This window comes from Streptomyces sp. NPDC001480, assembly GCF_042894725.1.
Classification (GTDB): Bacteria; Actinomycetota; Actinomycetes; order Streptomycetales; family Streptomycetaceae; genus Streptomyces.
Map to the genome: position 1 here is coordinate 350,681 of NZ_JBIAVX010000010.1, position 21,902 is coordinate 372,582.

At 71.5% G+C, this 21,902-nt stretch carries 18 protein-coding genes and 1 pseudogene; 5 read left to right on the top strand and 14 right to left on the bottom strand.

What is annotated here, in order from left to right; translation table 11 throughout:
• The first annotated feature begins 68 nt into the window (after positions 1-68).
• Positions 69-1,208, top strand: a complete 1,140-nt coding sequence (locus ACFY01_RS26450) for an NAD(P)/FAD-dependent oxidoreductase (protein ID WP_390738255.1) — start codon at positions 69-71, stop codon at positions 1,206-1,208.
• A 79-nt stretch (positions 1,209-1,287) separates the two neighbouring features.
• Here ACFY01_RS26450 and ACFY01_RS26455 read toward each other — a convergent pair whose 3' ends face one another.
• The 3 genes from ACFY01_RS26455 to ACFY01_RS26465 form a co-directional block, all read right to left on the bottom strand.
• Positions 1,288-2,523 carry a serine hydrolase domain-containing protein gene (locus tag ACFY01_RS26455; RefSeq protein WP_390738213.1) on the bottom strand — a complete coding sequence of 412 codons (1,236 nt, stop codon included), beginning with the start codon at positions 2,521-2,523 and terminating at the stop codon, positions 1,288-1,290.
• An 89-nt stretch (positions 2,524-2,612) separates the two neighbouring features.
• Positions 2,613-4,016, bottom strand: a complete 1,404-nt coding sequence (locus ACFY01_RS26460) for an MFS transporter (RefSeq protein ID WP_390738214.1) — start codon at positions 4,014-4,016, stop codon at positions 2,613-2,615.
• Positions 4,013-4,606, bottom strand: coding sequence for a TetR/AcrR family transcriptional regulator (locus tag ACFY01_RS26465; protein ID WP_390738215.1), 594 nt, complete (start codon positions 4,604-4,606; stop codon positions 4,013-4,015). The genes ACFY01_RS26460 and ACFY01_RS26465 overlap by 4 nt, the downstream gene beginning before the upstream one ends.
• A 75-nt stretch (positions 4,607-4,681) precedes the next feature.
• On the opposite strand from ACFY01_RS26465, the gene ACFY01_RS26470 reads away from it, so the two are divergent.
• Positions 4,682-5,119 (top strand): PPOX class F420-dependent oxidoreductase, encoded by a 438-nt coding sequence (locus ACFY01_RS26470; RefSeq protein ID WP_390738216.1) that lies wholly within the window; start codon positions 4,682-4,684, stop codon positions 5,117-5,119.
• A gap of 89 nt (positions 5,120-5,208) precedes the next feature.
• Here the strand turns inward: ACFY01_RS26470 and ACFY01_RS26475 are convergent, their stop codons facing one another.
• Both ACFY01_RS26475 and ACFY01_RS26480 read right to left on the bottom strand, forming a co-directional pair.
• Complete coding sequence (locus ACFY01_RS26475; RefSeq protein ID WP_390738217.1) at positions 5,209-6,549, bottom strand: MFS transporter; 1,341 nt, start codon at positions 6,547-6,549, stop codon at positions 5,209-5,211.
• A gap of 277 nt (positions 6,550-6,826) precedes the next feature.
• Positions 6,827-7,492, bottom strand: coding sequence for a TetR family transcriptional regulator (locus tag ACFY01_RS26480; RefSeq protein WP_390738218.1), 666 nt, complete (start codon positions 7,490-7,492; stop codon positions 6,827-6,829).
• A 207-nt stretch (positions 7,493-7,699) separates the two neighbouring features.
• Between ACFY01_RS26480 and ACFY01_RS26485 the strand changes: the two genes are divergently transcribed.
• The gene (locus ACFY01_RS26485) at positions 7,700-8,578 is read left to right on the top strand and encodes a shikimate dehydrogenase (RefSeq protein ID WP_390738219.1); all 879 of its coding nucleotides are present in this window, start codon (positions 7,700-7,702) and stop codon (positions 8,576-8,578) included.
• Positions 8,579-8,592: 14 nt separating this feature from the next.
• Positions 8,593-10,392, top strand: a complete 1,800-nt coding sequence (locus ACFY01_RS26490) for a bifunctional sugar phosphate isomerase/epimerase/4-hydroxyphenylpyruvate dioxygenase family protein (protein ID WP_390738220.1) — start codon at positions 8,593-8,595, stop codon at positions 10,390-10,392.
• On the opposite strand, the gene ACFY01_RS26495 is transcribed toward ACFY01_RS26490, so the two are convergent.
• The 7 genes and pseudogenes from ACFY01_RS26495 to tkt form a co-directional block, all read right to left on the bottom strand.
• The gene (locus ACFY01_RS26495) at positions 10,389-10,982 is read right to left on the bottom strand and encodes a histidine phosphatase family protein (RefSeq protein WP_390738221.1); all 594 of its coding nucleotides are present in this window, start codon (positions 10,980-10,982) and stop codon (positions 10,389-10,391) included. The two genes, ACFY01_RS26490 and ACFY01_RS26495, sit on opposite strands and share 4 nt — an antisense overlap.
• A 6-nt stretch (positions 10,983-10,988) precedes the next feature.
• On the bottom strand, positions 10,989-12,029 hold the full coding sequence (gene gnd, locus ACFY01_RS26500) for a phosphogluconate dehydrogenase (NAD(+)-dependent, decarboxylating) (protein ID WP_390738222.1): 1,041 nt from the start codon (positions 12,027-12,029) through the stop codon (positions 10,989-10,991).
• A pseudogene (gene pgi / locus ACFY01_RS26505) lies at positions 11,921-13,546 on the bottom strand (glucose-6-phosphate isomerase); the annotation flags it as partial. The pseudogene pgi and the gene gnd, both read right to left, overlap by 109 nt.
• On the bottom strand, positions 13,539-14,474 hold the full coding sequence (gene opcA / locus ACFY01_RS26510; RefSeq protein ID WP_390738223.1) for a glucose-6-phosphate dehydrogenase assembly protein OpcA: 936 nt from the start codon (positions 14,472-14,474) through the stop codon (positions 13,539-13,541). The pseudogene pgi and the gene opcA, both read right to left, overlap by 8 nt.
• Positions 14,471-16,057: a glucose-6-phosphate dehydrogenase gene (gene zwf / locus ACFY01_RS26515; RefSeq protein ID WP_390738224.1), complete on the bottom strand. Its 1,587-nt coding sequence runs from the start codon at positions 16,055-16,057 to the stop codon at positions 14,471-14,473. The genes opcA and zwf overlap by 4 nt, the downstream gene beginning before the upstream one ends.
• Positions 16,057-17,199, bottom strand: a complete 1,143-nt coding sequence (gene tal / locus ACFY01_RS26520; protein WP_390738225.1) for a transaldolase — start codon at positions 17,197-17,199, stop codon at positions 16,057-16,059. The genes zwf and tal overlap by 1 nt, the downstream gene beginning before the upstream one ends.
• Positions 17,200-17,218: 19 nt before the next feature.
• Positions 17,219-19,294, bottom strand: a complete 2,076-nt coding sequence (gene tkt, locus ACFY01_RS26525) for a transketolase (RefSeq protein WP_390738226.1) — start codon at positions 19,292-19,294, stop codon at positions 17,219-17,221.
• Positions 19,295-19,447: 153 nt separating this feature from the next.
• On the opposite strand from tkt, the gene ACFY01_RS26530 reads away from it, so the two are divergent.
• Positions 19,448-20,365 (top strand): helix-turn-helix domain-containing protein, encoded by a 918-nt coding sequence (locus ACFY01_RS26530; RefSeq protein ID WP_390738227.1) that lies wholly within the window; start codon positions 19,448-19,450, stop codon positions 20,363-20,365.
• Here the strand turns inward: ACFY01_RS26530 and ACFY01_RS26535 are convergent.
• Both ACFY01_RS26535 and ACFY01_RS26540 read right to left on the bottom strand, forming a co-directional pair.
• Positions 20,362-20,760 carry a MerR family transcriptional regulator gene (locus ACFY01_RS26535; RefSeq protein WP_390738228.1) on the bottom strand — a complete coding sequence of 133 codons (399 nt, stop codon included), beginning with the start codon at positions 20,758-20,760 and terminating at the stop codon, positions 20,362-20,364. The two genes, ACFY01_RS26530 and ACFY01_RS26535, sit on opposite strands and share 4 nt — an antisense overlap.
• A 67-nt stretch (positions 20,761-20,827) precedes the next feature.
• Positions 20,828-21,847 (bottom strand): NADP-dependent oxidoreductase, encoded by a 1,020-nt coding sequence (locus tag ACFY01_RS26540; protein WP_390738229.1) that lies wholly within the window; start codon positions 21,845-21,847, stop codon positions 20,828-20,830.
• Positions 21,848-21,902: the final 55 nt, after the last annotated feature.

The window sequence follows — 21,902 nt, forward strand, 5'->3', positions numbered from 1 at the left end:
CATGACCGAAGGCGTCCTCTTCCTCTCCGGGCCCCGGACGCCGACTGCCGCGGAGGCGCCAAGTGACCATGCAGGCCGGGGTCGTCATCGTCGGCGGCGGGGTGATCGGCACCAGCATCGCCTGGCATCTGGCCCGGGCCGGCGTCCGTGACGTCGTCCTCGTCGAACGCGACGAACCGGCCGCCGGGTCGACGTCGAAGGCGGCCGGCGGAGTGCGGGCGCAGTTCTCCGACGAGCTCAACATCCAACTGGGCGCCCGCAGTCTGGAGGCCTTCGCCCGGTTCGAACAGGACACGGGACACGACATCGGGCTGCGCCGCGTCGGCTACCTCTTCCTGCTGTCGACGCCCGAGGACGTGACCTCCTTCGAGGCGGGCGTGCGGCTCCAGAACTCCCTCGGCGTGCCCAGCCGCATCATCGCCCCCGAAGAGGCCCGGCGCCTGTCGCCGCTGATCAGCACCGACGGACTGCTGGCCGCCGCCTGGTCCCCGGACGACGGCCACTGCACGCCCGAGGCGGTCGTCCACGGCTACGTCCTGGCCGCCCGAGCCCACGGCGCCCGGATCCTGCGGCACACCGAGGTCACCGGCATCGAACGGCACGGCGACACGATCACGGCGGTCACCACGAGCCTGGGCCGCATCGCCACCGGAACGGTGATCTGCGCGGCAGGCGCCTGGTCGCGGGCGGTCGGCGCAATGGCCGGAGTGGACCTGCCGGTGCAGCCGCTGCGCCGCCAGATCGCCGTCACCGAAGCCGTACCCGGCCTGCCTCCCACGCTCCCGATGACGATCGACTTCACCACCAGCCTGTACTTCCACGCCGAGGGCCCCGGCCTGCTGGTCGGCATGTCCGACCCCGACGAGACACCCGGCTTCGCCACCGACACCCACGACCGCTGGATCCCCCGCCTCACCGAGGCCATGGAACGGCGCGCCCCCGCCCTGCTGGACCTGCGCCGCACCGGCGGCTGGGCGGGGCTGTACGAGAACACGCCCGACCACAACGCCCTGATCGGCGAGGCGTCTTCGGTGTCCCGATTTTTGTATGCGACCGGCTTTTCCGGCCACGGCTTCCTCCAGGCACCCGCCGTCGGCGAGGTGATCCGCGACCTGTACCTGGGCCGCACGCCGTTCCTGGACGTCCGCCCGCTGAGCGCCGACCGCTTCGCGGCCGACGCCCCGCGCCCGGAGGGCAATTTGGTGTGACCGGGCGGTAGCCGACGGAGATCGCATACAGAGATTGCATACAGAAGTCGTATACCGCGCTCGTATACAGAAATCGTATTCAGTCGACGACAGCCTCGTGCACCAGGCGCTTCAGCTCCGGGAAGATCTTCAGCGTCTTGGGACGCACCTGGGTCATGAACTGCACGGTCAGGTCCCGCCCCGGATCGATCCAAAAGGTCGTGGTCGCCACGCCGCTCCAGCCGAACGTGCCGAGGCCCACGGGCGCCACCGTCCGGGCGGGGTCGGTGACCACGGAGACGTTGAAGCCGAAGCCGACGCCCGCGTTGCCGGGTTGCTGGTGGGCCGGGGCGCCGAAGGCGAGCAGGTCGGCGCCGCCGGGGAGGTGGTTGCTGGTCATGAGGGCCACCGACTCGGCGGAGATCAGGCGGGTGCCGTCCAGTTCGCCGCCCCGGCGGAGCATCTCCATGAACCGGTGGTAGTCGTGGGCCGAGGCGACCATGCCGCCGCTGCCGGACAGGAAGCGGGGGCGGCCGTGCAGTGGCAGCCCGGGGATCGGCTCGATGCCGCCGGTGTCGGTCTCGCCGTACAACTCGGCCAGCCTGCCGGACTGTTCGGACGTGACCTCGAAACCGGCGTCCGTCATGCCGAGCGGCCGGAAGACCCGGTCGGCCAGGAACTGGTCGAGAGGACGGCCGGAGGCCACCTCGATCACCCGGCCGAGCACGTTGGAGGCGACCGAGTAGTTCCACTGCGTGCCCGGCTCGAACTGAAGGGGCAGGCGGGCGTACACGTCCATCGTCTCGGCCAGGTCCGCGCCCGGCGGCACGGACGACTCCAGGCCGGCCTCGCGGTAGAGGGCGTCGACGGGGTGGGAGTAGTAGAAGCCGAAGGTGAGGCCGGCCGTGTGGGTCAGCAGATGGCGCAGGAGGACGGGCCCGTCGGCCGGGCGGGTCGTCACCTCGGATCCGGAGCCGGAGCCTGAGCCGGAGACGTACACCCGCGGGTTCGCGAAGGCGGGCAGGTGGGTCTCGAGCGGGTCGTCCAGCGACAGCCTGCCCTCCTCGGCCAGCATCAGCACGGCGACCGCGGTGACCGGCTTGGTCATGGAGTAGATCCGCCACAGGGTGTCCGGCTCGACCGGGAGCCCCGCCGCCCGGTCGCGGTGTCCGTGCACGGTGAGGTGGGCGACGCGGCCGCCGCGCGAGACGGCCACCAGGAATCCGGGGAGGCGTCCTTCGTCGACATGGTGGGCGACGTACTGGTCGAGGCGGTCCAGCGCCTTCGCGTCCAGCCCGGCCTCGCCCGGGTCGATTTCCTGTCGCAGCTGTGCCATCGTTCTCCTCCGGTCATGTCCGACCCGGCGTGGTCGGTCCTACCCCCACCGGGACGACCTCAGACCTCCTCCGGCCTCATCGGACGTGGTCAGACCCTGTCGGACGTGGTCGGATCTCGTCCGACGTCGTCGGGGCTCATCGTCGCAGGAACGCCGGCCCGCCCCCGTGGATCCGGGCGGGGTGTGATCGACGCGACGCGGTGCCCGGGCAGTGCCCGGCAGGCCACCGCCCCGAGCGCGGCCACGGCGGCCAGGACGGTCAGCGCCGGTGTGGTCCCTGCGCCCAGCAGCGAGGTCGCCGCGGCCACGCCCAGGGTCGGTCCGATGTTGAGCGCGGTCTGCTGCAATCCGCCCGCCACTCCGGCCGTACCGGCGTCCGCCTGCCGTACGACGACGTGTGTGGCCGCCACCATGACCGTGCCGAACCCGGCGCCCAGCAGCGCGAATCCGGCGCCCAGCGCCAGCGTGCCCGAGGCCCGGGAGAGCACCAGGACCCCGGCCGCGAGGACGGCCATCGCCGCCCCGGTCGTACGGCGGGCGCCCACCCGGCGCAGCAGCACCGCGCAGCCGGGCGCGGACAGCACCATCAGCACCGCCAGCGGGAGACTGCGCAGGGCGCTGTGGAAGGGGTCGAGGCCGAGCCCGTCCTGGAGCACGTACGTGACGGCGAACAGCGTGCCGAACAGTGAGGCCGACGCGGCCACCAGGACACCCAGCGCTGCCCCGACCGCCCGCGAGCCGATCACCTCGGGCGGCAGCAGCGGGTACGCGGTCCGCCGCTCGTGCCGGACGAACGCGGCGCCCGCGACCGCTGCCAGGCTCAGCCCGGCCACCGTCTGCGCGGACGCCGGACGCAGGACCAGCGCGTGCACCAGAGAGCCGAGCGTCACCGCGAGGAGCAGGGCACCGGGAACGTCCAGCCGGGCTCCCGCGGGCCGCGCCCCGCCGGTGTCGCGCGCGGCGAGCGCGAGCGCGCCGAAACCGCATGAGGGCAGGACGTTGAGGAAGAACACCGCCCGCCAGCCGAGCTCCGTCACCAGCGCCCCGCCCACGACCGGTCCTGCGGCCGCGGCCAGCCCGATCGCGGCGGTGCGTACGGCGAGGGGCATCGCGAGGCGATCCGGCGGGAACGCGGTGCGCAGCATCCCCAGCGTGGCGGGCTGCAACAGCGCGCCGAACACGCCCTGCGCCGCCCGGAGCGCGATCACCCAGCCCACGCCGGGCGCCAGGCCGATGGCCGCCGACGCGGTCCCGAACCCGAGCATGCCCCAGGCGAACATCCGCCGCTGCCCGTACCGGTCGCCGAGCCGCCCGGCGAACACCAGCAGGCTCGCCACCGCGATCAGATAGGCCGTACTGGTCCACTGCACCTCGGCGAAGGAGGCGTGTAACTCCCTTTGCAGGGTGGGCTGGGCGACCGTGAGGACCGTGCCGTCCAGGGCGACGACCACGGCGCCGACCACGCTGCTCACCAGCGTCAGCGGACGGTTCACCGCGTCTCCTCCGGTCCGAGGTGGGCGTCCAGCGCGGTATGCAGAAGGGGGGCGAAGTCGGCGCCTCCGGAGGCGAGTTGCAGGCTGCCCCAGCCCCACAGCTGGGCGATGCCGTGCAGGTTGGCCCACAACGCGCCCGCGACGAGGCGGGCGTCGGCCTCCGGACGAACCCGGCTCACCAGTTCGGCCAGCAGGCCGAAGAGCGGCAGACTGGTTTCACGGAGGCCCAAGTGACCGCTCTCCAGCAGATCGTGACGGAACATCAGCTCGTACATGCCGCGATTGCCCAGAGCGAAGTCCAGGTAGACCCGGCCCAGGACCGTCAGCTGCCCGCGCGGGTCCGGCGGGGCGTCCGCGAGCGCTGCCTCCGCCCGGCCGGCCAGGTCGGTGAAGCCGCGGCGGGCGATGGCGGACAGCAGTTCCAAATGGGTGGGGAACCAGCGGCGCGGCGCCCCGTGCGAGACCCCGGCCCGGCGGGCGATCTCCCGCAGGGTCAGCGCGCCGGCACCCTCGGCGGCCACGAGTTCCACGCCGACGTCGACGAGGCGGGTGGGCAGGCCCGGCTCGGGTTCACTCTCGCTCAAGGTCATAGACACTGTCTACCAAGTCGACGTAGACAGTGTCTACCCGGAATGCGCGGGTGCGGCGGGGAGGTTGATCCAGGCATGACTCACGACGCGACGCAGAACGCACTGCTCGGGCTGCTCTCCGAGGGCAACAGCGGAGTGCTGGTCACCCTCAAGCGCGACGGCCGGCCCCAGCTGTCGAACGTCAACCACGCCTACTACCCGGACGAGCGGATCATCCGGGTCTCGCTCACCGACGACCGCGCCAAGACCCGCAATCTGCGCCGGGATCCGAGGGCCTCGTACCACGTCACCACCGCCGACCGGTGGGCGTACGCGGTCGCCGAGGGCACCGCCGATCTCTCGCCCGTCGCCGGGGACCCGCACGACGAGACGGTGGAGGAGCTGATCCGCCTCTACCGCGACGTGCGGGGCGAGCACCCGGACTGGGACGACTACCGGGCCGCCATGGTCCGCGACCATCGGCTGGTGCTGAGGCTGCGGGTGGAGCGTACATACGGTATTCCGAAATCGTAGACCGTATGCACGAATCGTAGACCGCCTGCACGACGGTCCGCCCGGCACGCGCCCAGCGGGAGCCGGGGGACCGGGGGAGCGGCTCCGGCTCAGGCCGACACTGTCTCCGGCCGCGAGGCCTCCCGCCCCGCCCGCTCGCCCAGCGCCCGCGTCGGAACCCGGTGGGTCTCGCGGGCCGAGAGGGCGGCGACGACCGGCGGGACGCACAGGGCCGCGGTGAACAGGCCGACCGCCGACCAGTCGTCGCCGCCGGGACCCGCCACCTTCGCGGCGAAAGTGACCGCGAACCCGGCGACCGCGAAGCCGATCTGCGTGCCGATGGCCATGCCGGACAGCCGGACCCGGGTGGAGAACATCTCCCCGTAGAAGGCGGGCCACACGCCGTTGGCGGCGCTGTAGACCACACCGAAGGCGAGGACGCCGGTCAGCAGGGTCAGCGGGTAGGAGCCGGCCGAGATCGCCCACAGGTACAGGAACATCGTCACCGCGCTGCCGGCCGCGCCGGCCAGGTACACGGGACGGCGGCCGATCCGGTCGGACAGCGTCGCCCACAGCGGGATCGCCGCCAGGGCGACCAGGTTGGCGAGAGCGCCCACCCACAGCATCGAGGACCGGGACATGCCGACCGTGTCACTGGTGGCGTAGGCCAGCGACCACACCGTGAAGACCGTGCTCACCGAGGCGATGAGGGCACCCGCGATCACCCGCAGCACGTCCCGCCAGTGTTCGCGCAGCAGCACCAGCAGCGGCAGCCGTACGACGCCCGTGGTCGCCGCCTGACGGGTGAAGGCCGGGGTCTCCTCGAGCCTGCGCCGGATGACGTAGCCGGCGACGGCGACGGCGACGCTCAGCCAGAACGGCACCCGCCAGCCCCAGGACAGCAACTGGTCGTCGGGCAGCTGGGCGACGAGGAGGAAGACGAGGGTGGCGATCAGCTGGCCGCCCTGGGTGCCGCTGAGGGTGAAGCTGGTGAAGAAGCCGCGCCGGTGCTCCGGGGCGTGTTCCAGGCTCATGGAACTCGCGCTGGCCTGCTCTCCCGCCGCCGAGATCCCCTGGAGCACCCGGCACAGCACCAGCAGCACGGGGGCGAGGGAGCCGGCCTGGGCGCGGGTGGGCAGACAGCCGATGAGGAACGTCGACAGGCCCATCAGGATCAGCGTGAACACCATGATCTTCTTGCGGCCCAGCCGGTCGCCGACGTGCCCGAGGAAGAGCGCCCCGACGGGACGGGCGGCGTAGGCGACGCCGAAGGTGGCCAGCGACAGCAGGGTCGCGGTCGCGGGGTCGGAGGCGTCGAAGAACACCTTCGGGAAGATCAGCGCGGCCGCGCTGCCGTAGACGAAGAAGTCGTAGTACTCGAGGGCGCTGCCGATCCAGGCGGCGGCGGCCGCCTTTTTCGGTTGTCCGGCGGCTTCGGCGGGGACGGACACGGCGTGCTCCTTCGGGGGGACTCCACCGTAGGCGGAGTGAGCGGAGGTGGGAGATGAAGGTGCCGGACCTCGGCTAATTAACCCACTGGATAGTTAGTCCGGTGGGTAGGGATGTTGCGTCCGCGTTTCCCGGGTGTCAAGGGGTGCTGCGGCACGACCCCGGTCGGTTGCCCCCTGTGACCCCGGGCCGGTTGTGCCCTGCGCCCCGGGCCGGTTGTGCCCTGCGCCCCGGGCCGGTTGTGCCCGTACGACCTCCGCCGCTTGCGCCCGTGCGTCGTCAGCCGGCCGCGCGCTCCGCCGTCAGGTAGGCGATCACCATGTCGCCGAGCATGGCGCGGTAGTGCTCGCGCTGCGCGGGGTCGACCAGGTCCCGGCCGAACAGGGCGCCGAAGGTGTGCCGGTTGGCGACCCGGAAGAAGCAGAACGAGCTGATCATCGCGTGCAGGTCGACGGCGTCGACGTCGGCCGTGAACAGGCCGGACTCCTGGCCGGACGCCAGGATGCGGCGGATCACCTCGAGGGCGGGCGAGCCGATCCTGGCGAGCTTCTCGGAGGCGGCGATGTGTTCGGCGCCGTGGATGTTCTCGATGCTGACCAGGCGGATGAAGTCGGGATGCCGTTCGTGGTGGTCGAAGGTGAGTTCGGCCAGGCGCCGGATGGCCGCGACCGGGTCGAGGTGTTCGACGTCGAGTTCCTGCTCGGCCTCGCGGATCACGCCGTACGCCCGCTCGAGGACGGCCGTGAACAGCTGTTCCTTGCCGCCGAAGTAGTAGTAGATCATCCGCTTGGTGGTGCGGGTGCGGGCGGCGATCTCGTCGACACGGGCACCGTCGTAGCCGGCCCGGGCGAACTCCTGGGTGGCCACGTCGAGGATCTCGGCCCTGGTGCGGGCGGCGTCACGGATACGCCCGTTGTCGCGTGCCGGTTCGTCGACGGTGGTCATCGGGTTCCTTCGGGCGTAGGGCCAGTGTCCGTGCGGGCGCGGGGCCGGTGCCCGTGATTGTAGAAGCAGGCCCCCGGGGTGTCGGCGGGATGTTCGCCACGGGTTCTTCCCCGGGCGGGGGAGCACCGCGCCGGGTCTTCCCCAGGACTCGTCGGCCTGGTATAGCTAACGTACTGGTTCGTACATTAAGCGGTGCAGGAGGTCTGCGTGGCCAGGGACTCGTATCTCGTCGGGCTCGTCGGTGCGGGCATCGGACCCTCGCTCAGCCCGGCCCTGCACGAGCGGGAGGCCGACCGGCAGGGGCTGCGCTACGTCTACCGGCTCATCGACATCGACACGCTCGGCGTCGGCCCCCAGGCGGTGGGCGACCTCGTCCGGGCCGCCCGAGACCTGGGCTTCGACGGGCTGAACATCACCCACCCGTGCAAGCAGCTCGTCCTGGAGCACCTCGACGCGCTCGCCCCGCGGGCCGAGGCGCTCGGCGCGGTCAACACGGTCGTCTTCGGCGAGGACGGCCGGGCCACGGGACACAACACGGACGTCACCGGATTCGCGGCGTCCTTCGCGCGCGGCCTGCCGGACGCCCCGCTGGAGCGGGTCGTGCAGCTCGGCGCGGGCGGCGCGGGCGCGGCCGTCGCGCACGCCACGCTCACCCTCGGCGCGGGGCTGGTCACCGTCGTCGACGCGGCTCAGGACCGTGCCGCCGCCCTCGCCGCCTCCCTGAACCGGCACTTCGGCCCGGGCCGGTCGACCGCCGCGGCCCCCGGCGAACTGCCCGCCCTGCTGACGCGGGCCGACGGCATCGTGCACGCCACCCCCACCGGCATGGCAGCCCATCCCGGCCTGCCCTTCCCGGCGGCCCTGCTGCGCCCCGGCCTGTGGGTCGCCGAGGTCGTCTACCGCCCGCTGCGCACCGAGCTGCTGCGCACCGCCCGGGCGGCGGGCTGCGCCACCCTCGACGGCGGCGGCATGGCGGTCTTCCAGGCGGCGGACGCGTTCCGGCTGTTCACCGGGCGGGAACCCGACAGCGCCCGGATGCTCGACGACTTCGCCGAACTCACGGGTGCCGTGGCCGGCACCCGGTAGAGAGAGGAACCGACGTGCGTACGTCCATCGCCACCGTCTGCCTCGGCGGATCCCTCACCGAGAAACTCACCGCCGCCTCCCGGGCGGGCTTCGACGGCGTCGAGATCTTCGAGAACGACCTGCTCGCCAGCCCCCTCACCCCCGAGGCGATCCGCGCCCGCTGCGCCGACCTCGGCCTGGGCATCGACCTGTACCAGCCGATGCGCGACATCGAGGCCGTGCCCGCCGGTGAGTTCGCACGCAACCTGCGCCGCGCCCGGCGCAAGTTCGAGCTGATGCGCAGACTCGGCGTGGACACCGTCCTGGTGTGCTCCAGCGTCTGTCCGGCCGCCGAGGACGACGACGCGCTGGCCGCCGCGCAGCTGAGTGAACTCGCCGACCTGGCACAGGACTTCGGGATCCGTGTCGCCTACGAGGCGCTCGCGTGGGGCCGTCATGTGAACACCTACGAGCACGCCTGGCGGATCGTCGAGGCGGCCGGCCATCCGGCCCTGGGCACCTGCCTGGACAGCTTCCACATCCTCTCCCGGGGCGGCGACCCCAAGGGCATCGAGGACATCCCCGGCGAGAAGATCTTCTTCCTCCAGCTCGCGGACGCGCCCCGGCTCGCCATGGACGTCCTCCAGTGGAGCCGCCACTACCGCTGCTTCCCCGGGCAGGGCGGCTTCGACGTCGCCGGACTGCTCGGACACGTGCTGCGTACCGGCTACGACGGCCCGCTGTCCCTGGAGGTCTTCAACGACGTCTTCCGGCAGGCGGACGCCGGCCCGACGGCCGTGGACGCGCAACGCTCACTGCTGCTGCTCCAGGAGGCCGCCGGGGTGGCCGAGCCGCCCGCGCCGGTGGTGCCGACGGGCGTCGCCTTCACCGAACTGCTCACCCCGGACGCCGAACCGGTCACGGCCGTCCTGGGCGCGCTGGGCTTCGTCCGTACGGCCCGCCACCGCGGCAAGCCGGTGGACCTGTGGGAACAGGGGCAGGCCCGGATCCTGGTGAACACGGGCGCGGCCGGACGGCGGGACGGCACCGCCCTCGCCGCGGTGGGCCTGGAGTCACCCGATCCGGCGGGCGCCGCCCGGCGCGCCGAGGCCCTGCTGGCCCCGGTGCTGCCCCGCCGCCGCGCCCCCGGGGACGCCCCGATCGAGGCGGTGGCGGCCCCCGACGGCACGGAACTGTTCTTCTGCGCCACGAGCCGCCCCCCGCTGCCCGACTGGCGGGCCGACTTCACGGACGTGCCGCACCCCCCGCCGGCCGACGGCGCCACCCGCGTGACCCACGTGACCCGCGTCGACCACCTCGCCCTCACCCAGCCCTGGCACCACTTCGACGAGGCCGCCCTCTTCCACCGCGGCGTACTCGGCCTGGACGCCCAGGAGAGCGTCGACGTCGCCGATCCCCACGGCCTGCTGCGCAGCCGCGCCGTCGCCGGCGCCGACGGCGGCGTCCGCATCGCCCTCACCGTGGGCGCGGCCCCCACCGAGGACGGCGCGCACGCCCAGCACATCGCCCTGGCCACCGACGACGTGGTGACGGCCGCCCGCCGCTTCCGCGCGGCCGGCGGCAGTCTGCTGCCCATCCCCGCCAACTACTACGACGACCTGGCCGCCCGGTACGACTTCGCCGACGGGGAACTGGAGACGTACCGCGGCCTCGGCATCCTCTACGACCGGGACGCGGGCGGCGCCTTCCGGCACTGCTACACCGCCACCGTCGGCCGGGTCTTCTTCGAACTGGTCCAGCGCGATCCCGGCTACCACGGTTACGGCGCCCCGAACGCGCCGGTACGCCTCGCGGCGCAGCACACCCGGCACTAGGGTCTGCTGTTCCACTCCGCGATCACCGGCCGGCCGTGCTCCGTCGACAGGCGGCTGAGGGTGCCGGTGGCCAGCTGGAAGAGCCGGCCCTCGGCGGGTGGCAGGCCCAGCCGGCGGGCGGTCAGGACGCGCAGGAAATGGGCGTGCGCGACGAGAACCACGTCGCCCTCGTCGCCGGCGAGGGCCGTGTCCAGGCGGGACAGCACCCGGTCGGCGCGCCGGCCGATCTCGGCGGGTGACTCACCGGGGTGCCCGTCGGGGCCGGGCGGCACGCCGTCCGTCCACAGGTCCCAGTCGGGGCGGGTTCGGTGGATGTGGGCGGTGGTGACGCCCTCGTAACCGCCGTAGTCCCATTCGTGCAGGTCGGGGTCCGGGGCGGCAGCGTCGAGGCCCGCGAGATGCGCGGTGCGTATCGCGCGGCCGAGCGGGCTGGTGAGCGTCCACGCGTAGGTCCGGCCGGTGAGGAGCGGAGCGAGGGACTTGGCCTGTTCCTCGCCGTGCCGGGTGAGGGGCAGGTCGGTCCAGCTGGTGTGCTGCCCCGACACGCTCCACTCCGTCTCACCGTGGCGGACCAGCAGGAGGTCCCCCACGGCCGGTCAGTCCTTCGCCGACTCGACGGCGTGGCCGCCGAACTGGTTGCGAAGGGCCGCGATCATCTTCATCTGCGGGGAGTCGTCCTGCCGGGAGGCGAACCGCGCGAAGAGGGAGGCGGTGATCGCGGGCAGTGGCACCGCGTTGTCGATGGCCGCCTCGACGGTCCAGCGGCCCTCGCCGGAGTCCTCGGCGTAGCCGCGCAGCTTCTGGAGGTGCTCGTCGTCGTCGAGGGCGTTGACGGCGAGGTCGAGCAGCCAGGAGCGGATGACGGTGCCCTCCTGCCAGGAGCGGAACACCTCACGGACGTTGTCCACCGACTTGACCTTCTCCAGGAGCTCCCAGCCCTCGGCGTAGGCCTGCATCATGGCGTACTCGATGCCGTTGTGGACCATCTTGGAGAAGTGCCCGGCGCCGACCCTGCCCGCGTGGACGTAGCCGTACGGGCCTTCAGGCTTGAGCGCCTCGAAGACCGGCTCCAGCCGCCGGACGTGCTCCTTGTCGCCGCCGACCATCAGGGCGTAACCGTTCTGCAGGCCCCACACGCCCCCGGAGACGCCCGCGTCGACGAAACCGATGCCCTTGACGCCGAGTTCCGCGGCGTGCTTCTCGTCGTCGGTCCAGCGGGAGTTGCCGCCGTCGACGACCGTGTCGCCCTCGGACAGCAGTTCCTTCAGCTCGTCGATGACGGACTGGGTGGCGCGGCCGGCCGGGACCATCACCCACACGGTGCGGGGGGCGTCGAGCTTCTCGACCAGTTCGGCGAGGTCCTTGACGTCGGAGAGCTCGGGGTTGCGGTCGTAGCCGATGACGGTGTGGCCGGCGCGGCGGATCCGCTCGCGCATGTTGCCGCCCATCTTGCCGAGGCCGATGAGGCCCAACTGCATGGCTGTCATATCAGCTTCACTTCTCTCTAGGCGTTCTTGAGCGAGCGGTACGCGGCCACCAGGGCGCGGGTGGACGGGTCGAGGCCGGGCACGTCCGCGCCCTCGGTGAGGGCGGGCTCGACGCGCTTGGCGAGGACCTTGCCCAGTTCCACGCCCCACTGGTCGAAGGAGTCGATGTTCCACACCGCACCCTGCACGAACACCTTGTGCTCGTAGAGCGCGACGAGCTGGCCGAGGACCGACGGGGTCAGTTCGGGAGCGAGGATCGTCGTGGTGGGGTGGTTGCCGCGGAAGGTGCGGTGCGGTACCTGCTCCTCGTCCACGCCCTCCGCGCGGACCTCCTCGGCGGTCTTGCCGAAGGCGAGGGCCTGGGTCTGGGCGAAGAAGTTGGCCATCAACAGGTCGTGCTGGGCCTTGAGTTCCTCGCTCAGCTCGGCCACGGGCCGGGCGAAGCCGATGAAGTCGGCCGGGATCAGCTTGGTGCCCTGGTGGATGAGCTGGTAGTAGGCGTGCTGCCCGTTGGTGCCCGGCGTCCCCCACACCACGGGGCCGGTCTGCCACTCGACCGGGCGGCCCTGACGGTCCACCGACTTGCCGTTGGACTCCATGTCCAGCTGCTGCAAGTAGGCGGTGAACTTGGACAGGTAGTGGCTGTAGGGCAGCACCGCGTGCGACTGGGCGTCGAAGAAGTTGTTGTACCAGATGCCCAACAGGCCCAGGATCAGCGGTGCGTTGGCCTCCGCGGGCGCGGTCTGGAAGTGCTCGTCGACGATCCGGAAACCGTCCAGCATCTCCCGGAAGCGGTCCGGGCCGATGGCGATCATCAGGGACAGGCCGATGGCCGAGTCGTACGAGTAGCGGCCGCCGACCCAGTCCCAGAACGCGAACATGTTGTCCGGGTCGATGCCGAACTCGGTGACCTTCCCGGCGTTCGTGGACAGTGCCACGAAGTGCTTGGCGACCGCCTTGTCGTCGCCGTCCAGCCCGTCGAGCAGCCACGTGCGCGCCGATGTCGCGTTGGTGATCGTCTCGATCGTGGTGAACGTCTTGGACGCGACGATGAACAGGGTCTCCGCCGGGTCCAGGTCACGGGTCGCCTCGTGCAGGTCCGCGCCGTCCACGTTCGACACGAAACGGAACGTGAGATCGCGTGCTGTATACGATCGCAGTACTTCGTATGCCATCGCCGGGCCCAGGTCGGAGCCGCCGATGCCGATGTTGACGACGTTACGGATCCGGCTGCCCGTGTGACCGGTCCACTCACCGGAGCGGACCCGCTCGGCGAACGCGGCCATCTTGTCCAGGACGGCGTGCACCTCGGGGACGACGTTCTCCCCGTCGACCTCGACCACCGCATCCCGGGGGGCGCGCAGCGCGGTGTGCAGCACGGCCCGGTCCTCGGTGGCGTTGATCCGTTCGCCGCGGAACATCGCGTCCCGCAGGCCGAAGACGCCGGTGGCGGTGGCCAGTTCCTGGAGCAGGGCGAGGGTCTCGTCGGTGACCAGGTGTTTGGAGTAGTCGATGCGCAGATCGCCGACGGTGACGACGTACCGCTCGGCGCGAGCGGGGTCCGCCGCGAACAGGTCCCGCAGGCCCGGGTGCGGCATCGTGTCCGTGCGATGGTCGTGCAGGGCGGCCCACTCCGGCCGCCGGGTGAGGTTCGGGACGTCAGACATGGGCGGGAACCCCCTCGGCGCCGTCGCCTCGCAGGGCGATGGCGTACATCTCGTCGGCGTCGAGGCGGCGCAGTTCCTCGGCGATGAGCTCGGACATGGTCCGCACCTTCAGCGCCAGGGTGCGCGGCGGCTGGCCCGGGAGGGTCAGCGTGGCCAGCGGGCCCTCGGGACGGTCGATGACGATCTCGCCGCCCTGGGTGCCCAGCCGGACGGCCGTGACCACCGGTCCGGCGGTGACGACGCGGTCGACGTCCACCTTCAGCCGTGCCTCCAGCCAGCGGGCGAGCAGCTCGGCGGCCGGGTTGTCGGCCTCGGCCTCCACGGCCGCGGAGATCACCTCGGTGCGGGCCTGGTCGAGGGCGGCGGCCAGCATCGACCGCCAGGGGGTGAGGCGGGTCCAGGCGAGGTCGGTGTCGCCGGGCGCGTAGGAGCGCATGCGGTCCTGGAGGACCGCGAGGGGGTTCTCGACGGCGTACAGGTCGGTGATCCTGCGCTGCGCGAGCGCGCCGAGGGGGTCCTTCGCGGGGTTCTCCGGCGCGTCCACCGGCCACCACACGACCACCGGCGCGTCCGGCAGCAGCAGCGGCAGGACGACCGAGTCGGCGTGCTGGGACACCTCGCCGTAGGTGCGCAGTACGACCGTCTCGCCGGTGCCGGCCTCGGAGCCGACCCGGACCTCCGCGTCCAGCCGGGACTGCGTGCGCTCGCGCGGGCTGCGGGCGTGCCGCTTGATGACGACCAGGGTGCGCGAGGGGTGCTCGTGCGAAGCCTCCTCGGCGGCCTTGATCGCGTCGTAGGCGTTCTCCTCGTCCGTGACGATGACCATCGTCAGGACCATGCCCACAGCAGGGGTTCCGATGGCGCGGCGGCCCTGCACCAGCGCCTTGTTGATCTTGCTTGCCGTGGTGTCGGTCAGGTCGATCTTCATGGCCTGCGCCAGCTCCGTCCGTCTCGTGCGAGCATCTCGTCTGCTTCCTGTGGACCCCATGTGCCCGCCGGGTACTGGGCCGGCCTGCCGTGCGCCGCCCAGTACTCCTCGACGGGGTCGAGGATCTTCCAGGACTCTTCCACTTCCTGGTGACGGGGGAACAGGTTGGCGTCGCCGAGCAGCACGTCCAGGATGAGCCGCTCGTACGCCTCCGGACTGGACTCGGTGAACGACTCGCCGTAGGCGAAGTCCATCGACACGTCCCGGATCTCCATCGAGGTGCCCGGCACCTTGGAGCCGAACCGGACGGTCATGCCCTCGTCCGGCTGGACGCGGATGACGACGGCGTTCTGCCCGAGTTCCTCGGTGGCGGAGGAGTCGAACGGGGAGTGCGGGGCCCGCTTGAACACCACCGCGATCTCGGTGACCCGGCGGCCCAGCCGCTTGCCGGTGCGCAGGTAGAAGGGGACGCCCGCCCAGCGGCGGTTGTCGACCTCCAGCTTGACCGCCGCGTAGGTGTCGGTCTTGGACCGCGCGTCGATGCCCTCCTCCTGGAGGTATCCGGGCACCTTCGCGCCGCCCTGCCACCCTTGCGCGTACTGCCCGCGCACGGTGCTCGCACCCAGGTCCTTGGGCAGCCGCACCGACTTGAGCACCTTCAGCTTCTCGGTGAGCAGCGCCTCGGCGTCGAAGGCGATGGGTTCCTCCATCGCGGTGAGCGCCATCAGCTGGAGCAGGTGGTTCTGGATGACGTCACGGGCGGCTCCGATGCCGTCGTAGTAGCCGGCCCGGCCGCCGATGCCGATGTCCTCGGCCATGGTGATCTGCACGTGGTCGACGTACGACCGGTTCCAGATCGGCTCGTACATCTGGTTGGCGAAGCGCAGCGCCAGGATGTTCTGGACGGTCTCCTTGCCGAGGTAGTGGTCGATCCGGAAAACCTGGTCCGGTTCGAACACGTCGTGCACGACCGCGTTCAGCTCGCGGGCGCTCGCCAGATCCCGCCCGAACGGCTTTTCGATGACCGCGCGCCGCCAGGCGCCCTGCGGAGGGCTCGCCAGGCCGTGCTTCTTCAGCTGCCGCACGACCTTGGGGAAGAACTTCGGCGGTACGGAGAGGTAGAAGGCGAAGTTGCCGCCCGTGCCGCGGGAGGCGTCCAGCTCGTCGACGGCCTGCCGCAGCTGCTTGAACGCGGTGTCGTCGTCGAAGTCACCCGGGATGAACCGCATGCCCTCGGCGAGCTGCTGCCAGACCTCCTCCCGGAACGGGGTGCGGGCGTGCTCCCGGACGGCGTCGTGCACCACCTCGGCGAAGTCCTGGTCCTCCCAGTCGCGCCGGGCGAAACCCACCAGGGAGAAGCCCGGCGGCAGCAGCCCGCGGTTGGCCAGGTCGTACACGGCCGGCATCAGCTTCTTGCGGGACAGGTCACCGGTCACGCCGAAGATGACCAGACCCGACGGGCCGGCGATGCGGGGCAGCCGGCGGTCGCGCGGATCGCGCAGGGCGTTCACCCAGTCGGCCGCCGGGACGACGGGCACCTGCACCGGCTCCGGTGCCGCGCCCTGGTCTTCGTTGGTGGTCATTACGCGTCAACTCCCTTGCTGTCCAAGGACTTCGTGACCGCGTCCAGCAGGTCCTGCCAGGCCGCCTCGAACTTGGCGACACCCTCGTCCTCGAGCTGCCGGACGACCTCCTCGTAGGAGATCCCCAGCCGCTCGACGGCCGCGAGGTCGGCGCGGGCCTGCGGGTAGCCGCCGGTGACCGTGTCACCGGTGACGGCTCCGTGGTCGGCGACCGCGTTCAAGGTGGCCTCCGGCATGGTGTTGACCGTGCCGGGCGCGACCAGATCGTCTACATACAGCGTGTCCTTGTATGCGGGATCCTTCACACCGGTGGACGCCCACAGCGGGCGCTGCTTGTTCGCCCGGTCTCCGGCCAGGGCGAGCCAGCGCTCGCCGGAGAAGACCTCCTCGTACGCCTCGTAGGCCAGTCTCGCGTTGGCCAGCGCGGCCCGGCCCTTGAGCGCGAGGGCCTCGTCGGTGCCCAGGACCGTCAGCCGCTTGTCGATCTCGGTGTCGACGCGGGAGACGAAGAACGACGCCACGGAGTGGATGGCGGACAGGTCCAGGCCCTTCGTGCGGGCCTTCTCCAGACCGGCGAGGTAGGCGTCCATCACCTCGCGGTACCGCTCCAGGGAGAAGATCAGCGTGACGTTGACGCTGATGCCCTGGGCGATGACCTCGGTGATGGCGGGCAGACCCGCCCGGGTCGCCGGGATCTTGATCATGACGTTGGGGCGGTCGACGAGCCAGGCGAGCTGACGGGCCTCGGCGACGGTGGCCGCCGTGTCGTGGGCGAGGCGGGGGTCGACCTCGATGGAGACGCGGCCGTCCCGGCCCGCTGTCTTTTCGTATACAGGATGCAGAATGTCGGCGGCGGACCGCACGTCGGCGGTCGTCAGCATACGCACCGCCTCGTCGACCGTGACGCCCCGCACGGCCAGGTCGGCGAGCTGCTCCTCGTAGCCCGCGCCGGAGCCGATGGCGGCCTGGAAGATCGACGGGTTGGTGGTGACGCCGACGACGTTCCCGGCCGCGACGAGCCGGGCGAGGCCGCCGGATTCGATCCGCCGGCGGGACAGGTCGTCCAGCCAGATCGACACGCCCTCGTCGGCGAGGCGCTCCAGTGCTCCCGCGGTCGCGGTCGCTTCGGTCACTGTGATCATCTTCCTTCGTGCGATCGGATCAACCGCGGACGGCCGCGAGGGATTCCCGGGCCTTGGCGGCGACGTTCTCGGCCGTGAAGCCGAACTCGGCGAACAGGATCTTGGCGTCGGCGGAGGCGCCGAAGTGTTCGAGGGAGACGATGCGTCCGGCGTCTCCCACGAAGCGGTACCAGGTCAGGCCGATGCCCGCCTCCACGGCGACGCGTGCCCGCACATCCGGCGGGAGCACACGGTCCCGGTACTCCCGCGGCTGCTCCTCGAACCACTCCACTGACGGCATCGACACCACCCGCGTACCGGTCCCCTCGGCTTCCAGCAGCTCACGGGCGGCCACCGCGAGCTGCACCTCGGAGCCGGTGGCGATCAGGGCCACGTCCGGCGTCCGGGTGGAGGACTCCTCAAGGACGTAGCCGCCGCGCGCCGCGTCCGGGTTCGGCGCGTACGCCGGCACGCCCTGCCGGGTCAGCGCCAGCCCGTGCGGTGCGGGGTGGCTGGAGTGCCGGCGGAGAATCTCCGCCCAGGCGACGGCGGTCTCGTTGGCGTCGGCCGGACGCACGACGTTCAGGCCGGGGATGGCCCGCAGGGACGCCAGGTGCTCGACGGGCTGGTGGGTCGGGCCGTCCTCGCCGAGGCCGATGGAGTCGTGCGTCCACACGTACGTCACCGGCAGCTGCATCAGCGCGGACATCCGGACGGCGTTGCGCATGTAATCGGAGAACACCAGGAAGGTGCCGCCGTAGACGCGGGTGTTGCCGTGCAGCGCGATGCCGTTCATCTCCGCGGCCATCGAGAACTCGCGGATACCGAAGTGGACGGTACGGCCGTACGGGTCCGCCTCCGGCAGCGGGTTGCCCTCGGGGAGGAAGGAGCTGGCCTTGTCGATGGTGGTGTTGTTGGAACCGGCCAGGTCGGCGGAGCCGCCCCACAGCTCGGGGAGCACCGGTCCGAGCGCCTGGAGGACCTTGCCCGAGGCGGCGCGGGTCGCGACGGACTTACCGGGTTCGAACACCGGTACGGCATCCTCCCAGCCCTCCGGCAGCCGGCCCGCGACGATCCGGTCGAACAGCTCCGCACGTTCCGGCCGGGCCTCGCGCCACTCGGCGATCCGCTTGTCCCAGGCGGCATGCTCCTCCGCGCCCCGGTCCAGGGCCCGGCGGGTGTGGGCCAGGACGTCGTCCGCGACCTCGAAGGTCTTCTCGGGGTCGAAGCCGAGGACCCGCTTGGTCGCGGCCACCTCGTCGGCGCCGAGCGCCGAGCCGTGGGCGGCCTCCGTGTTCCGCGCGTTCGGGGCGGGCCAGGCGATGATCGTGCGCATCGCGATGATGGACGGGCGCCCGGTCTCGGCCCGCGCGGCCTCGAGCGCCGTGTGCAGGGCCCGCACGTCGATGTCGCCGTTCTCGGCCGGCTCGACGCGCTGGGTGTGCCAGCCGTACGCCTCGTACCGCTTCAGCACGTCCTCGGAGAACGCCGTGGCGGTGTCGCCCTCGATGGAGATGTGGTTGTCGTCGTAGAGGAAGACGAGGTTGCCGAGCTTCTGGTGTCCGGCCAGCGAGGAGGCCTCCGCCGAGACGCCCTCCTGGAGGTCGCCGTCGGAGACGATCGCCCAGACGGTGTGGTCGAAGGGGGAGGCGCCCTCGGGGGCCTCCGGGTCGAACAGGCCGCGCTCGTAGCGGGCGGCCATCGCCATACCGACGGCGTTCGCGACGCCCTGGCCGAGCGGGCCCGTGGTGGTCTCCACACCGGCGGTGTGCCCGTACTCCGGGTGCCCGGGCGTCTTCGAGCCGTGCGTGCGGAACGCCTTGAGGTCGTCCAGCTCCAGCTCGTACCCCGCGAGATGGAGCTGGGTGTAGAGGGTCAGCGAGGTGTGACCGGGGGACAGCACGAAGCGGTCGCGGCCCGCCCACTCCGGGTCGGCCGGGTCATGACGCATCACCTTCTGAAACAAGGTGTACGCCGCCGGGGCCAGGCTCATCGCGGTGCCGGGGTGGCCGTTGCCGACCTTCTGCACGGCGTCCGCCGCCAGCAGCCGGGCGGTGTCGACGGCACGCCGGTCGAGTTCGGTCCATTCGAAGCTGTCCGGTGTCTGCGTGCTCATCTTCAAGAAATCCTCGATCCGAGCGGATGGCTGGTCTGACGCGTTCAAACTTAAAAGTCTGACTTTTACGGGGGAAGGTCGCTGTGTGTCAGCCTGTGGTGAAACTGGGACACCCATGCCGGCGACGCCGGCAACGCGCGGCGCGAGAAGGACATGGCGGACAGAACCATCCAAGGCCCAGAAGATGACATCGACGGAGACGGCGGCGTGGACGGGATCAGAACCTTCCCCTTCCCGGTCGAACTCAGCGTCTGCGGCGTCGGCATGCAGATCGGCCCCATGGGCGACGGCCGCACCTGGCACGCCGACGCACCGCTGGAGCGGGTGCACCGCATCGACTTCCACGTCGTGATGCTCTTCACCGCCGGTCCCGTACACCACATGATCGACTTCGCCGAGTACGAGGCCAGGGCCGGCGACCTGCTGTGGATCCGCCCGGGGCAGGTCCACCGCTTCTCGCGCACCAGCGAGTACCGCGGAACCGTCCTGACCATGCAACCCGGCTTCCTGCCCCGCTCCACGGTGGAGGCCACCGGCCTGTACCGCTACGACCTGCCGCCCCTGCTCCACCCGGACGAGCCCCGCCTGGCAGCCCTCGAGGCCTCCCTCGCCCAGCTGCGCCGCGAGTACGAGGACACCACGACGCTTCCGCTCAGCCTGCACACCTCGGTGCTGCGCCACTCCCTCACGGCGTTCCTGCTGCGCCTGGCGCACCTGGCGGCCAGCTCGGAACAGGCGGCACGGCAGCAGGCCGACACGACGTTCACCCTCTTCCGCGACGCCGTGGAGGAGGGCTTCGCCACCAACCACAGCGTCAGCGCCTACGCCGACGCCCTCGGCTACTCCCGCCGCACCCTGGTCCGCGCGGTCCGCGCCGCCACCGGCGAGACACCGAAGGGGTTCATCGACAAACGCGTCGTCCTGGAGGCCAAACGCCTCCTCGCCCACACGGACATGCCGATAGGCCGCGTCGGGGCGGCCGTGGGCTTCCCCGACGCGGCGAACTTCTCCAAGTTCTTCCAACTGCACACCGGACAGACACCGGTGGCGTTCCGGGCGGAGCTGGGCTAGCGGATCTGGCCCGGCACGCCCTGGGGCCGGGGACGCTCGCCCAGCCACGGCATCCGGCGCACGAGCGTGTCGCGCATACGCGACAGCGCCTCGATCCGTTCCTCCAACTCGGCCACCCGGCGCGCGCCGACCTCGTAGGCGGCGGCGCAGGCCGGCGAGTACCCGAACACCTCGGGCAGATCGCTGTCGAGGTAGCGGACGAAGGACTTGACGTTCTCCACCGTGAACCCGGAGGCGAGCAGGTCCCTGACGTTGCGCACCCGAGCCTGTGCCTCAGGCCCGTAGACCCGGTAACCCGCCGCGGTCCGCTCCGACTCCAGCAGGCCCTGTTCCTCGTAGTAGCGCAGGGCCCGGGTGGTCGTCCCGGTGCGCGCGGCCAGGTCACCTATCAGCATCACAGTCGCCTCCGCAGGCTTCGGCATGGTGCATTCGCATGTTGTATGCGCATGTTGTATGCGAAGTTCAACCCTTCAGCCGCACCACCGTCTTCCCGGTGTACCTGCCGCGCACCAGGCCGAGGAGCGCCTGCGGAGCGTTGGGCAGGCCGTCGACGACCGTCTCCTCGTGGACGATCGAGCCGTCGCGCAGCCAGCCGCGGAACTGTTCCCCGAACTCGGCTGCCCGGTCCAGGTGGTCGCGGACGGTGAAGCCGCGGATCGTCAGCCGCTTGCCGATCACGGTGAGCAGATCGCCGGGCCCGGTGTCGGGCCGGCCGGTGCTCTGCCGGTGCAGGGCGCCGCAGACGGCGATGCGGCCGTGGTCGTTCATCACCTCGATGGCGGCGCGCAGTTGTTCGCCGCCCACGTTGTCGAAGTAGACGTCGATACCGTCGGGCGCGGCCTCGCGCAGCCGGTCGACGACCGGATCGTCGTGGTGGTCGAAAGCCGCGTCGAAGCCGAGCCTGCCGGTCAGACGGGCGACCTTCTCCGGGGAGCCGGCGCTGCCGATCACCCGTGCGGCCCCCTTGAGCCGGGCGATCTGGCCGGCGAGGCTGCCGGTGGCGCCGGCCGCGCTGGAGACGAACACGGTGTCGCCCGGCCGCAGTCGAGCGGCCTCGACGAGTCCGACGTAGGCGACCAGACCGAAGCCCAGGTGCAGGGACGGTGTCGGATAGGCGGCCCGGTCCACCTTCCGGAACGCCTCGGCCCCGGCCACCGCGTACTCCCGCCATCCCAGCCGGTGCACCACCAAGTCGCCCGGCGCCAGCGCGGGTTCGGCCGAAGCGACGATCTCGCCGACGGCGTCCCCGTACATCGGCTCGCCGATCTCGTAGCGCGGCATGGGCAGCCCGGGCTCACCCGACATCAGCAGCAGCATGCCCGGGTCGAGGGACAGGAAGAGGTTGCGGACCAGGACCTGGCCGGGGGCGGGGTCCGGTACCGGGACCTCGGTGATCTCGATGTCGCCGGCGGCGGGCAGTCCCTGAGGGCGGCGGATCAGGCGGGCCTCGAGGCCCGTGCGGTGGTTCACGGTTGCGGTCATGCCGGCGACGCTAGGGATTGACCCGTACGTGAAGGTCAACCCCCGGGCGTCACCG